Genomic DNA, 13,383 nt, shown 5'->3' with positions numbered 1-13,383 from the left:
GCACTCATCCGTAGCCCGGCTAAGCATAGCGCAAGCCGGGACATGCTCATCAGGTACGTTTATACAGCGGCAGCCAGATGGTCAGCCGCAAACCGCCTAACGGGCTGTCGTCGGCTTTGACCCAGCCGCGATGCTGCTGAATCGCGGCCTCAACAATCGCCAGTCCCAGACCGGTCCCGCCGGACTCACGATCGCGCGCCTCATCGGTACGGTAGAACGGACGGAAAATTTGCTCGCGATCCTCCGGACTGACGCCCGGACCGTCATCATCGACGTTAACCGTGATGCCGTCTTTATCCACCGAAAAACTGACCGAAATTTTGGTGTGCGAGTAGCGCAGCGCGTTACGGACGATATTTTCCAGCGCGCTTTCCAGCGCATTGGGATTACCGTACAGCGGCCAGGGGCCCGGCGGATACTCGACGGTGAAGGATTTCCCCACCTGTTCGGCTTCAAACGCCGCGTTATCCAGCACTTCTCCCCACAGCTGATTGGCTTTCACCGTTTCGCTGACCAGCGCGTTGTTCGCCTGATTGCGTGACATCACCAGCAGGTCGTTAATCATGCTGTCCAGCCGGTGGGCCTCGGTCTCAATACGCTCAAGCTCTTTACTCTCGCCGCTGCGACGGCGCAGTAAAGCCGTTCCCAGCTGCAGGCGCGTGAGCGGCGTACGCAGCTCGTGGGAGATATCGGACAGCAGGCGCTGCTGACCGGTCATCATGCGTTCCAGCGCCGTGACCATCTGGTTAAAACTGGCCCCGGCGGCTAAAAACTCCTGCGGACCGGCTTCCAGTTCCGGATGTTGACGCAGGTTGCCCTGGGCGACTTCATCGGCGGCGTTTTTCAACTTGCGAGCCGGTTTAGCCAGACTCCACGCCAGCCAGAGCAGCAGCGGCGAACTGACCAGCATCGTGACGATAAGCAGGAGCAGCGGGCGATCGAACAGCAGGTTGATAAAGTCTGACTGGGATGTGCTGGCAGGGCGGATCAGATACAGCTGGTAATTATCTTCCCCATCCCTGACGGAAAACGGCCCGACCATTTCCAGACGGCCGTAGCGTTTTTTCTGCGGATGATCGGCATTATCGGCCTGGCCGATAAAGTTACGAATGATCTGCATCTCGTTGCGTTCTGCACCGATCACGCGGCCTTCGCTGGTTACCAGTAATAAACGCTGCCCCGGCGGAGCCCACTTATCGATAGCGCGAAACAGACGACGCCACCACATCAGGTCATTGGGGGGATCGGTCGCCAGTTCGGCCTCGACATGCTGTTCTATCATGGTGCCCTGCCGCTGTTCGCTCTCCAGCAGTTCGGTCATCTGGCGCGAGTCCAGCTTGGGCAACATCAGAACCAGCATCAACACTAGCGCCAGCGTGAGCCAGAAAATAGCGAAGATGCGTGCGGTTAAACTCCCTATCATGAAGCCGAAACCATCAGGTAGCCGCGTCCGCGCAGGGTTTTAAACCACGGATGGCCATCTTTGCGTTCCGGCAGCTTACGACGCAGATTGGAAATATGCATGTCGATGGCGCGATCGAACGGCGTCAGGCGTTTTCCCAGGACTTCCTGGCTCAGATGTTCACGAGAGACAACCTGGCCAAGATGCTGCGCCAGCAGGTAGAGCAGGGTGAACTCCGTGCCGGTCAGCTCCAGGGTCTGACCATCGAAATTGGCTTCCTGGCGACCAGGGTTGAGGCTCAAGGCGTCAACTTCCAGCGTCGGGGAACCGGCTTCGGTGGTTTGCTGCTGCTCGCTCCAGTGAGAACGGCGCAGAATCGCGCGTATACGTGCCACCAGTTCACGATCGTTGAACGGCTTAGGCAAGTAATCATCCGCACCCAGCTCGAGGCCGAGAACGCGATCCAGCTCGCTGCCGCGGGCAGTTAGCATGATAACCGGGGTCTGGTGTGTCTGACGTAACTCTTTAAGCGTATCGATACCGTTTTTCTTCGGCATCATCACATCAAGCAAAAGTAAATCGATGCTGTCGTCCAGAAGGGTCAGCGCCTGTTCCCCGTCATGGGCCACAAGCACGTTAAATCCTTCCATATCGAGCAGCTCTTTTAACAGGGAGGTGAGCTCCCGGTCATCATCAACTAACAGGATTTTATTCATTGTTTAAATACCTCCGAGGCAGAAATTACGTCATCAAGGCTCGCTAATCCATGACTTTACGTTGTTTTACACCCCCTGACGCATGTTTGCAGCCCGAATCGTAGACTGTATCTCGTTGAATCGCTACACAGACACAAATGTATTGGGAGTATGTGATGCGCAATGTTATTGCTGCCGTCATGGCCTCAACGCTGGCGCTAAGTGCATATAGCCAGGCCGCTGAAGTCGTCACCAGCGTTAACTGGCTCCCCGGAGATGACGGGGTGCAGCGCACCAGTCAGAGTCATATGTTTGACGGCATAAGTTTAACCGAACAGCAACGCCAGCAGTTACGAGATCTTATGCAACGGGCACGCCATGACAGGCAACCCATTAATGTTAGCGAAATGGAGACAATGCATCGTCTTGTCACCGCAGAAAATTTTGATGAAAACGCTGTGCGCGCTCAGGCTAATAAAATGGCGCAGGAACAGGTTGCTCGCCAGATTGAAATGGCGAAGGTTCGCAACCAGATGTACCACCTGTTAACGCCGGAGCAGCAAGCGGTTCTTAATGCTAAACACCAGCAACGAATGGATCAGTTGCGCGAGGTTGCAAGGATGCAAAAAGGTTCAGCAACCATGCTGTCGAGTAGTAGTAGTAGCAATACCGTGCAACCCCAGTAGTAGACCCTGTTTTCCTTGCCATAGACACCATCCCTGTCTTCCCCCTCATGATGAGGGGGTTTTTTTTGCCTGTCATTCAGCGAAACGCCTCCCGCCTTGCTCCTCGTTGCGACAAAAGTTCAGGTTATACTAAGCGCATCGCCGAAAAGGAGCATATATGAATCAATCTTATGGGCGGCTGGTGAGCCGCGCGGCTATTGCGGCGACGGTGATGGCGTCCGCGTTACTTTTGATCAAGATTTTTGCGTGGTGGTACACCGGGTCAGTGAGTATTCTGGCTGCGCTTGTGGACTCGCTGGTGGATATTGCCGCCTCGTTAACGAATCTGCTGGTTGTGCGTTATTCCCTCCAGCCTGCTGATGAGGAGCATACTTTTGGCCACGGTAAGGCAGAATCACTGGCCGCGCTGGCACAAAGTATGTTTATCTCCGGGTCGGCTCTGTTTCTGTTTCTGACCGGTATTCAGCACCTGGCGCGCCCGGAGCCGATGCAGGCGGCGGGGGTCGGTATTGCCGTGACGCTGATCGCGCTGGTCAGCACGCTGGTGCTGGTCACGTTCCAGCGTTGGGTGGTCAGAAAAACGCAAAGTCAGGCGGTGCGGGCAGATATGCTTCATTATCAGTCTGATGTTATGATGAACGGCGCAATTCTGGTGGCGCTGGGCCTCGCCTGGTATGGTTGGCATCGTGCCGACGCGCTGTTTGCTCTCGGGATTGGCATCTATATTTTATATAGCGCTTTGCGTATGGGTTATGACGCTATTCAGTCGCTGTTAGACCGCGCGCTTCCTGACGAGGAACGTCAGGAAATTATCAATATCGTGACCGAATGGCCAGGCGTCAGCGGGGCACACGATCTACGGACGCGGCAGTCAGGGCCGACTCGCTTTATTCAAATACATCTGGAAATGGAAGATAACCTCCCGCTGGTCCAGGCACACGTTATTGCCGATCAGGTGGAGCAGGCGATTCTGCACCGTTTCCCGGGTTCTGATGTCATTATCCATCAGGATCCCTGTTCTGTGGTGCCGCTGGCACGGCAGGGCGTTTTATGAGCTTTCGGTTATAGTCTGTAAACTCGATGTAAAAGTGTGGGGCAGATCGGCATTTTTTGTATAAATTACCGCCATTTGGTCTGACCTGAATCAATTCAGCCAGAAGCGTTTGATATACTATTGCAATTATCGTCGTGCACTCCTGGTGAAGGAGCGCTTCAGGCAACAGGATTATTTTTTGCTTCCTAAGTTCAGAGGTAGTCATGATTAAGAAAATCGGTGTGTTGACAAGTGGCGGTGATGCTCCGGGCATGAACGCAGCAATTCGTGGCGTTGTGCGCGCAGCATTAACGGAAGGTCTGGAAGTTTTTGGAATCTATGACGGTTACCTCGGCCTGTATGAAGATCGTATGGTTCAGCTCGACCGCTATAGTGTTTCCGACATGATCAACCGTGGCGGCACTTTCCTGGGGTCAGCACGCTTCCCGGAGTTCCGTGAAGAGCATATTCGCGCCGTTGCGCTTGAAAATATGAAAAAGCGTGGCCTGGATGCGTTGGTCGTTATCGGCGGTGATGGCTCTTACATGGGGGCGATGCGCCTGACTGAAATGGGCTTCCCGTGCATCGGCCTGCCAGGCACCATCGATAACGATATCAAAGGCACTGACTACACCATCGGTTTCTTTACCGCGCTGAGCACCGTAGTGGAAGCCATTGACCGTCTGCGTGATACCTCTTCTTCCCACCAGCGTATTTCTGTTGTTGAAGTGATGGGGCGTTACTGCGGTGACCTGACTCTGGCCGCGGCGATTGCCGGCGGTTGTGAGTTTATCATGGTGCCGGAAGTGGAATACACGCGTGACGATCTGGTTGCTGAAATCAAAGCCGGCATCGCCAAAGGTAAGAAACACGCTATCGTGGCCATTACCGAACATATGTGCGACGTGGACGAGCTGGCGCACTACATTGAGAAAGAAACCGGCCGTGAAACCCGTGCGACCGTTCTGGGTCACATTCAGCGCGGCGGCTCCCCGGTACCTTATGACCGTATCCTGGCATCCCGTATGGGCTCTTACGCTATTGAACTGTTGCTGCAGGGCTTTGGCGGCCGCTGCGTTGGTATTCAGAACGAGAAGCTGGTGCACCACGACATCATCGACGCTATCGAGAACATGAAGCGTCCGTTCAAAAATGACTGGCTGGATTGCGCGAAGAAACTGTACTAATTCTGGCGTGAAACAAACGAAAAGGCCTTCTCAGAGAGAAGGCCTTTTTTATGCGCGGGCGGGTTATTCGATATCCAGCGCATCCTCGGAGAGGATGATCCCGGTATTATCGGCATACAGATGGTCGCCGGAGAAGAAGGTCACACCGCCGAAATTGACGCGTACGTCGCTTTCGCCGATACCTTCCCCAGCGGCCCCTACGGGAATGGCGGCCAGCGCCTGGATGCCGATATCCAGGTCTTCAAGATCGTCAACCTGACGCACCGCGCCATAGACCACTATCCCTTCCCACTCATTTTGTACGGCAAGACGCGCCAGGTCAGCGTCAATTAACGCCCGTCGGACGGAACCCCCGCCATCGATCAGCAAGATGTGACCACGGCCGTTCTGTTCGAGCATATCGTATAGCAACCCGTTATCCTCGAAACATTTCACCGTGATGATTTGTCCACCAAACGACGACCGTCCCCCAAAGTTGGAGAACAGAGGTTCCACTACGTTGACATCCTCCTGGTAGATGTCACAAAGCTCGGAAGTATCGTATTTCATAGGCTTAACGTTCAGTTGCTGCGAGAGATTTTAGTATATCTCGCGAATCGTATTGTTGGCAAAATCATCAGTTGTTAATTGATATTTGTCAGTTAACCCACCAGCTTGCTGCAGATAATCCCAATGACAAACAGTAGGTTGGTTAACAGCGCGGCTTTTACCGTGCGTTCCAGCATCGGGCGCATTGCCACCGGTTCGCGCTCGCGCATCACAAATCGCGCCTGCTTCACCAGCAGCGGCGTGGCGAGCAGGAACAGCCAATCCCACAGACTATGCAGAGAAATCAGAGTAAACAGCGCCAGGCACAGCGGCGCGCCGATGAGCAGGCAGGTATGATAGCGGCGGGCGTTGAGCGGCCCCAGACGTACCGCCAGCGTGTTCTTGCCGTTCTCCCGGTCGCTATCGATATCGCGCAGATTATTGATATTCAGCACCGCGGCGGCTAGCAGACCACAGGCGGTGGCGGGCAGGAAAATGGTTGCTTCAATCGTGTGGGCCTGGAGATACCAGCTCCCTGCGACGCTGAGCCAGCCAAAGAATGCCAGCACAGAGATATCGCCGAGGCCGATATAGCCATAAGGCCGGGTGCCGACGGTGTAGGTGATCGCGGCGATAATTGCTACGCCTCCCAGCACCATAAAACCAATAAAATCGGCCATCGTCTGCCAGGCACAGAACAACAGCGCCAGTCCGGAGAGGCAAATCAGCACCACGGTGACAATCAGCGCGCGCTTCATCTGCGCCTGGGTGATGGCCCCTTTTTGCATGCCGCGTAGCGGCCCGATGCGGTCAGGTTTATCGCTGCCCTTAACGGCATCGCCATAATCGTTGGCCAGGTTGGATAATATTTGCAGCAGGCCGGCGGTGATCAGCGCCAGTAGCGCAACCCAGGGATCGAAGTTCCCCTGCTGCCACGCGAGCGTCGTACCGACAACGATGGCGGAAAAGGCCAGCGGTAGCGTTTTTGGCCGCAGGCTTTCCAGCCAGGCCTGGGTTCGGTTTATCGGTTGTTCAGTCATAGGTTCCGGCCAATAAAAATGGGGCTATACCCGTCATCCTTCAAACTGCCCCTTTGTTGGCTTCGCCCGCTCAACCCGGTCACTTACTGGAATAAGCTCCCGGGATTCTCAGGCTAGCCGCCTCGACGCAGCGTGAATGATTTTGTGTATCTATAGCCCCATCTATAGTGATGAAAATATATTGGACCGGATTATAGGATAAAACGGCTCAGATCTTCATCTGCCACCAGTACATCCAGATGTTTACCAACATATTCCGCATCAATCGTGATGCTCTGACCGTTCATTTCGCTGGCGTCGTAGGAGATATCTTCAATCAGACGCTCCAGCACGGTGTGCAGGCGACGTGCGCCGATGTTTTCGGTGGTTTCGTTAACCTGCCATGCCGCCTGCGCAATACGCTTGATGCCATCTTCCGTAAACTCGATGCTGACGCCTTCGGTCGCCATCAGCGCTTTATACTGAACGGTGATGGAGGCGTTCGGCTCGGTCAGGATGCGCTCGAAATCTTCCGTCGTCAGCGCTTTGAGCTCGACGCGAATCGGCAGACGGCCCTGCAGTTCCGGGATCAGGTCAGACGGGCTGGCCACCTGGAATGCGCCAGAGGCGATAAACAGAATATGGTCGGTTTTCACCATACCGTGCTTGGTCGACACCGTGCAGCCTTCGACCAGCGGCAGCAGGTCGCGCTGTACGCCTTCGCGAGAGACATCCGGGCCGGAGCTGTTGCCGCCGCGCTTACAGATTTTGTCGATCTCGTCGATAAACACGATACCGTGCTGTTCTACGGCGTCGATGGCATCTTGTTTGAGCTCTTCCGGGTTGACCAGCTTCGCCGCTTCTTCTTCAATCAGCAGCTTCATTGCGTCTTTGATTTTCAACTTGCGCGGTTTTTGCTTCTGGCCGCCCAGGTTCTGGAACATCGACTGCAGCTGGCTGGTCATCTCTTCCATGCCCGGAGGGGACATGATTTCCACGCCCATCGGCGCGGCGGCGAGATCGATCTCGATTTCTTTATCGTCGAGCTGGCCTTCACGCAATTTTTTGCGGAATGCCTGACGCGCAGCGGACGGTTCCTGAGTCTGTTCAGCCTGGCCCCAGTTGTTTTTTGCCGGCGGGATCAGCACATCAAGAATGCGCTCTTCCGCCAGTTCTTCCGCACGATAGCGATTTTTATCGATCGACTGCATGCGGACCATTTTGATCGCCGCATCGGTCAGGTCGCGGATAATCGAATCCACTTCTTTCCCGACATAGCCCACTTCGGTGAATTTTGTGGCTTCTACTTTGATGAACGGCGCGTTGGCCAGCTTCGCCAGACGACGGGCAATTTCCGTTTTACCCACACCGGTCGGACCGATCATCAGAATGTTTTTCGGCGTGACTTCGTGGCGCAGCTCTTCGTTCAGCTGCATACGGCGCCAGCGGTTACGCAGCGCGATAGCGACAGAACGCTTCGCCGCGTCCTGACCGATAATATGTTTGTCGAGTTCGCTGACAATTTCGCGTGGGGTCATTTCAGACATGGGAGATCCTTACGCTTTAGAGGATAATTCTTCGATGGTGTGGAAATGGTTGGTATAAATGCAGATATCACCTGCAATATTCAACGCCTTCTCTGCGATATCGCGTGCGCTCATCTCGGTATTTTCCAGCAGAGCGCGGGCAGCAGCCTGAGCGTAGGGACCACCGGAGCCAATAGCAATCAGGTCGTTTTCTGGCTGCACCACGTCACCGTTGCCGGTGATGATCAGCGAAGCGTTTTCGTCCGCCACGGCCAGCAGAGCTTCCAGTTTGCGCAGCATACGATCGGTACGCCAGTCCTTCGCCAGTTCCACGGCAGCTTTGACCAGGTGGCCCTGATGCATTTCCAGTTTACGTTCAAACAGTTCAAACAGCGTGAAGGCGTCGGCGGTGCCGCCGGCGAAGCCCGCGATCACTTTGTCGTTGTAGAGACGACGCACTTTTTTCACGTTACCTTTCATGACGGTATTGCCAAGCGTGGCCTGGCCATCACCGGCAATAACCACATGGCCGTTACGGCGAACACTAACTATTGTTGTCACGAGCAGACCCCTTGGTTACAAAAACGAAATAGGGGCCCCGCGCTTCACGCGGGGCAGAATGCAATTATAGATGGGGGGGATTTTTAGGGTTTCAACCCCTGGCGGCGAGACGAATGCAGTTTGCGTGTCCGGCCATCTTCAGGCGAGTGATCATATCGTTGGCGCTCTCTTTGCCTTTCAGCGGCCCAATCACCACGCGATTCCAGCCATTGTTGGTGGTAATGCGTGAGGAGAACCCTTCAAACGCCAGCTGGGCCCGCACGGTTTCCGCCTGTTCTGCGCCTTTAAAGGAGCCGCACTGAATCATCCAGCTACGATCGTCTTTCTTTTCCGCCGCCGCTTTCGGCGCCTCTTCAACGCGAGTGACCGGCGCAGCCGCCTGGGCTTTAGGCTGCGCGGCGGTGTGCGCAGGCGTCTGCAGCAGATCCTGGTACGGTTGCTGCGTCGAGGCGGTTTGTTTCGGCTGCTGTACCGGCTTTGGCTGCGGGGACGGCTGTTCAGCAACGCGCTGCTGCGCGCGCGGCTGTTGTTGCACCGGCGCCTGCTGCTGGGTTTGCGCCCACTGTTGTTGAGCCTGCTGCTGTTGTACCTGCTGTTGCGCCAGACGCTGACGCTGCAGCGTTTGCTGGCGCTGAGCCGGGGTTTGTTCGTTCCACGGCACCTCGGTCAACTGGGTCGGCTGCTGGCGCATATCCGCCTGCATTTGTGCCAGCAGCTGGCGCTGTTCATTGGTTAACTGCTCGGGTTTCATCACTTCCCCGCCAGCCGTCGGTTCAGTCGGCGCGCGTACACCTGGCTGGCGACTTTCCAGCTCTTTAATGTAGCGCCAGCGTTCTTCCGGTTTCGGCGGGAGGCCATTGCCTGCCGCCTGACGGTTTTGCAGCGCTTCCGCTTCTTCTTTTTTATGGTGCGTGATGAAGTACAGCCCACCGATAAAGGCCACCAGCACTGCCGCCGCGATCGCAACCATAGTGGGTGAAACCGCCGGAAGGCTGCTCTGTTTATTCCTTGAGCTTCGGGTATTACCCTTTTTGCGCCGCGAAGAAGCCGGTTGGCTGCGGCGTACATAATCTCGTTGTGCCACTATCGTTTCGCTGTTTTATTCGTTCGTCAGTCCGCCATGTTACTTAAGCGGCGGGCCTTTGACCAGAAGAGCAGGCCCGAAAGCCTGATGGTTATGCTCTGATTTTGCGTGTACTGCCGCGAACGATCAGTTCGCAGTCCAGCAATCGTGAACCGCTGTTCACATTATGACCATGTAGCTGATCCAAGAGCAGGAGCATTGCTTCGCGGCCAATATCAAAGCGCGGTTGCGCAACGGTCGTCAATGGCGGATCGCAAAATTCGGACAAAGAGATATTATCGAAACCGACAATCGACAGGTCGTCAGGTATCTTCAGGCCCCGGCGTTTTGCCAGCGACAGCGCACCCAGCGCCATGATATCGCTATGGCAGAAGACCGCGGTCGGCGGCACCGGCAGCGCCAGAAGCTGCTCCAGCGCGTTGGCCCCCGCTTCATAGGTAAAGTTACCGCGAGCGATATAGTGCGGATCGATGGTGATCCCGCTACGGCGCAGCGCCTGCACGTAGCCCTGGAGGCGATAGTGGCAGAGCGGCATCTCTTCCGGACCAGCGATACAGCCAATACGCTGGTGGCCCAGCTCGTGCAGATAATTCACGGCATTAAAGGCGGCAGTGAGGTTATCGATGTGCACCGTGGGCAGCTCCAGCTCCGGCGCAAATTCATTCGCCATCACCATCGGCGGCAGATTACGCTGTTCTTCCACCCCCGCGTCAAACGGCAGGCGGGAGCCCAGCAACAACATACCGTCGATCTGCTTGGTAATGATCAGGTCGATAAAGGTCTTTTCCTGCCGGTTCTGGTGGGCGCAGTCGCCGATCAGCACCAGATATCCCTGTTCCGCAGCGGTAATCTCAATGCCGCGGATAATCTCGCTGAAAAAGGGATCGCAAATATCCGGTACGATGACCAGAATTGTACGCGACTCGTTACGTTTCATATTGCGTCCGAGCGACTGCGGCAAATAGCCGACTTCAAGCGCCGCCTGCTCCACCCGGTTACGGGTAGTCTGAGAAACCTTATCGGGATTCATTAACGCTCGGGACACGGTTGCCGTTGAAACGTTAGCCTTCAGGGCGACATCTTTCATTGTGGCGGCAACCACCTGTTTTTTGGGCTTCACCTGTTTTCTCCTCGCTCACTGGCGCAGGCACTTCCTTTGTGTACTGACATCAGCAACATTTTTAGCAGATAGTCGATGTAGAGAGTTACAGAATTTTCATGAAAAACGTGATGGTTGTTAAATTTTTTCGATCCGTTTCGCAAGAGAAGGCTTAACCTTCAATAGGATCGACGTCCAGAACCCATTTTACCTTGCGCGCTTCCGGCAGCGTATTGATCAAGGCGAGCGTACCGCTGACGATATGCTGCAAGCGAACGCGCGAAGGGTGCTGGAGCAGAATTTGCCAGCGCCAGCGGCCCCCGCGCTTGGGCGCCAGCGCCGGAACCGGGCCCAGCACCCACAGTTTGTCATCGGTCAGCGGACTGGCCTGCAGTAAATTCCGCAACTGCTGCAGGAACAACGGCGCCTGCTGGTTGTTATGATCTTCGGCACGAATCAGGACATGGCTGGTCCACGGCGGCAGCTGCATGGTCTGCCGCTCTGCCAGCGCCTGTTCGGCAAAGGCGTCGTAGCCTTTATACAACAACGTTTGCAGCAGAGGATGTTCCGGGTGGTGGGTCTGCAAAATCACCTCGCCCTGTTTACCCGCGCGCCCTGCGCGGCCAGAGACCTGGGTATAGAGCTGAGCGAAGCGTTCGGCCGAGCGGAAATCGGCGGAAAACAGCGCGCCATCGACATCCAGCAGCGACACCAGGGTAACGTCCGGGAAATGATGACCTTTGGCCAGCATTTGGGTGCCGATCAGGATGCGTGCGCCGCCGCGATGGATATCGGAGAGGTGCTGTTCGAGCGCGCCTTTACGGCTGGTGGTATCCCGGTCGACGCGAGAAACCGGCACGCCGGGAAACAGCGGCGCCAGCGCCTGCTCCAGCTGCTCGGTGCCCAGCCCGACCGGCACCAGATGCGTTGAGCCGCAGGAGGGGCACTGGCGCGGGATCGGACGCTGGCTGTCGCAGTGGTGGCAGCGTAAATGATGCTGTGCCTGATGCAGGGTGTAGTAGCTGTCGCAGCGCGGACACTCTGCTATCCAGCCGCAGTCATGGCACAGCAGCGCCGGGGCGAAACCGCGGCGGTTTAAAAACAGAATCACCTGATTATCGGCCTGCAAATGCTGACGCATGCGGCCAATCAGCGCCGGGGAGAGTCCCGCCTGCAATTGCTGTCCTTTCAGGTCCAGAACATGCTGTTGCGCCGGACGGGCGTTACCCGCGCGCTTTGTCAGCTTCAGCTGGCGATATTTCCCCTGGCGGACATTGTATAACGTCTCCAGCGCCGGGGTTGCCGAGCCAAGAATAATCGGGATTTGCTCGCTATGGGCGCGCCACACCGCCAGATCGCGGGCGTGATAGCGCCAGCCTTCCTGTTGCTTATAGGAGCTGTCGTGTTCTTCATCGATGACGATCACGCCCAGGTTTTTGAATGGCGTGAACAGCGCGGAACGCGTGCCGATGACGATGGCTGCTTCGCCGTTTTTGGCCTTCAGCCACGCGGAAAGCCGTTCGCTGTCGTTGAGGCCGGAGTGCAGGACTTCAACCGGCGCGTTAAAACGCTGACGGAAACGGGCGATAGTTTGCGGCGTCAGGCCTATTTCCGGCACCATCACCAGCGCCTGTCGGCCTTGTGCCAGCACATTTTCCAGCACGCTGAGGTAAACTTCCGTTTTCCCGGAGCCGGTAATCCCCGCTAGCAGCCAGGTTGAAAAACGGTCCGATGCGCTGTGAATCGCCCCGACGGCAGTGGCCTGTTCGGTGTTGAGGCGCAGCCGTTCGCCGGGTACAGCAAAGTGGGTTCGCCAGTCGGTGAGGGCGGGCGCTTCGCTTGCCAGCTCGCAAAGCCCTTTCCCACGCAGAGCCTGCAGCGCCGCGTCGTTAAACGCCAGCTCCGCAACCTGGTGACGCCAGATCTTCCCCTGACGCAGCGCGGCCAGAGCCTGCTGCTGCTTCGGCGAGCGTTTGAGGCTGTTGATATCGACGGCCTGGCCCTGCTCGGTAGCGAACCAGTACCACTGCGGCGCCGCGCTGGCCGGTTTCCCCTGGCGAAGCATGATCGGCAGGGCGTGGAACAGCACATCGCCGATGGGATGGTGATAGTAGTCGGCTGCCCACAGCAGCAGTCGCCAGACGGTGGAAGAGAATACCGGCTCGGCATCCAGCGTGTCGATGACCGGCTTGAGCTCATCCAGCGGCAGCTCGCTGCGTTCGCTGACGGCGGTTACAATCCCGATACGCTCTTGCTTACCGAACGGCACGCGCACGCGGCAGCCCGCTTTGACCGGCATTCCCTCAGGTAGCAGGTAGTCAAAGGTACGGGGCAGCGGGACGGGCAGGGCAACGTGGGCGACGGGCATGTCATCTTCCTGACTTGAAATCTGGCCGGTTAGTATACACATTGTGATAAGGGCTCGCGGATCAGTTTGCATATGCTGGTCAAATTCTGTATGATTCGCCGCCTTTGGTGCGCTTCGTGCAGCATCAGAATCTATTACCCGGGGATTGCGTTTAGCGGAATTGCGCCGGGAAATTATTAACATCGCGTGGTGTCT

General features: G+C 56.4%; 12 protein-coding genes. 3 read left to right on the top strand and 9 right to left on the bottom strand.

Features of this window, described 5'->3' with window-relative positions; all coding sequences use genetic code 11:
- Nucleotides 1–49: 49 nt before the first annotated feature.
- Nucleotides 50–1,423, bottom strand: a complete 1,374-nt coding sequence (gene cpxA, locus Electrica_RS24685) for an envelope stress sensor histidine kinase CpxA (RefSeq protein ID WP_004869367.1) — start codon at nt 1,421–1,423, stop codon at nt 50–52.
- On the bottom strand, nt 1,420–2,118 hold the full coding sequence (cpxR, locus tag Electrica_RS24680; RefSeq protein ID WP_100685422.1) for an envelope stress response regulator transcription factor CpxR: 699 nt from the start codon (nt 2,116–2,118) through the stop codon (nt 1,420–1,422). Before cpxR ends, cpxA begins: the two co-directional genes overlap by 4 nt.
- A 155-nt stretch (nt 2,119–2,273) precedes the next feature.
- Here cpxR and cpxP point away from each other — a divergent pair, with 155 nt between their 5' ends.
- The 3 genes from cpxP (at nt 2,274) to pfkA (ending at nt 5,003) form a co-directional block, all read left to right on the top strand.
- On the top strand, nt 2,274–2,783 hold the full coding sequence (gene cpxP, locus Electrica_RS24675; RefSeq protein ID WP_100685448.1) for a cell-envelope stress modulator CpxP: 510 nt from the start codon (nt 2,274–2,276) through the stop codon (nt 2,781–2,783).
- A 157-nt stretch (nt 2,784–2,940) separates the two neighbouring features.
- Nucleotides 2,941–3,837 carry a CDF family cation-efflux transporter FieF gene (fieF, locus tag Electrica_RS24670; RefSeq protein WP_100685421.1) on the top strand — a complete coding sequence of 299 codons (897 nt, stop codon included), beginning with the start codon at nt 2,941–2,943 and terminating at the stop codon, nt 3,835–3,837.
- 203 nt (nt 3,838–4,040) lie between these two features.
- Nucleotides 4,041–5,003 (top strand): 6-phosphofructokinase, encoded by a 963-nt coding sequence (gene pfkA / locus Electrica_RS24665; protein ID WP_131050439.1) that lies wholly within the window; start codon nt 4,041–4,043, stop codon nt 5,001–5,003.
- Between the two features lie 63 nt (nt 5,004–5,066).
- Here pfkA and rraA read toward each other — a convergent pair whose 3' ends face one another.
- From rraA to priA, 7 genes are all read right to left on the bottom strand, one after another.
- The gene (rraA, locus tag Electrica_RS24660; protein WP_004869382.1) at nt 5,067–5,552 is read right to left on the bottom strand and encodes a ribonuclease E activity regulator RraA; all 486 of its coding nucleotides are present in this window, start codon (nt 5,550–5,552) and stop codon (nt 5,067–5,069) included.
- A 92-nt stretch (nt 5,553–5,644) separates the two neighbouring features.
- A complete protein-coding gene (menA, locus tag Electrica_RS24655) occupies nt 5,645–6,571 on the bottom strand; it encodes a 1,4-dihydroxy-2-naphthoate polyprenyltransferase (RefSeq protein WP_100685419.1) in 927 nt (308 codons plus the stop codon).
- Nucleotides 6,572–6,762: 191 nt separating this feature from the next.
- Complete coding sequence (hslU, locus tag Electrica_RS24650) at nt 6,763–8,097, bottom strand: HslU--HslV peptidase ATPase subunit (protein ID WP_100685418.1); 1,335 nt, start codon at nt 8,095–8,097, stop codon at nt 6,763–6,765.
- A 9-nt stretch (nt 8,098–8,106) separates the two neighbouring features.
- A complete protein-coding gene (gene hslV, locus Electrica_RS24645; RefSeq protein WP_100685417.1) occupies nt 8,107–8,637 on the bottom strand; it encodes an ATP-dependent protease subunit HslV in 531 nt (176 codons plus the stop codon).
- 91 nt (nt 8,638–8,728) lie between these two features.
- Nucleotides 8,729–9,721 carry a cell division protein FtsN gene (gene ftsN, locus Electrica_RS24640; RefSeq protein ID WP_100685416.1) on the bottom strand — a complete coding sequence of 331 codons (993 nt, stop codon included), beginning with the start codon at nt 9,719–9,721 and terminating at the stop codon, nt 8,729–8,731.
- A 91-nt stretch (nt 9,722–9,812) separates the two neighbouring features.
- Nucleotides 9,813–10,841 carry a DNA-binding transcriptional regulator CytR gene (gene cytR, locus Electrica_RS24635; RefSeq protein WP_100685415.1) on the bottom strand — a complete coding sequence of 343 codons (1,029 nt, stop codon included), beginning with the start codon at nt 10,839–10,841 and terminating at the stop codon, nt 9,813–9,815.
- 151 nt (nt 10,842–10,992) lie between these two features.
- Nucleotides 10,993–13,188 carry a primosomal protein N' gene (gene priA / locus Electrica_RS24630; protein ID WP_142255793.1) on the bottom strand — a complete coding sequence of 732 codons (2,196 nt, stop codon included), beginning with the start codon at nt 13,186–13,188 and terminating at the stop codon, nt 10,993–10,995.
- Between the last annotated feature and the right edge of the window lie 195 nt (nt 13,189–13,383).

Source organism: Klebsiella electrica (assembly GCF_006711645.1).
Lineage (GTDB): Bacteria > Pseudomonadota > Gammaproteobacteria > Enterobacterales > Enterobacteriaceae > Klebsiella > Klebsiella electrica.
The sequence above is the reverse complement of the archived record's forward strand: the minus strand, read 5'-3'. Positions and strand labels throughout refer to the sequence as shown.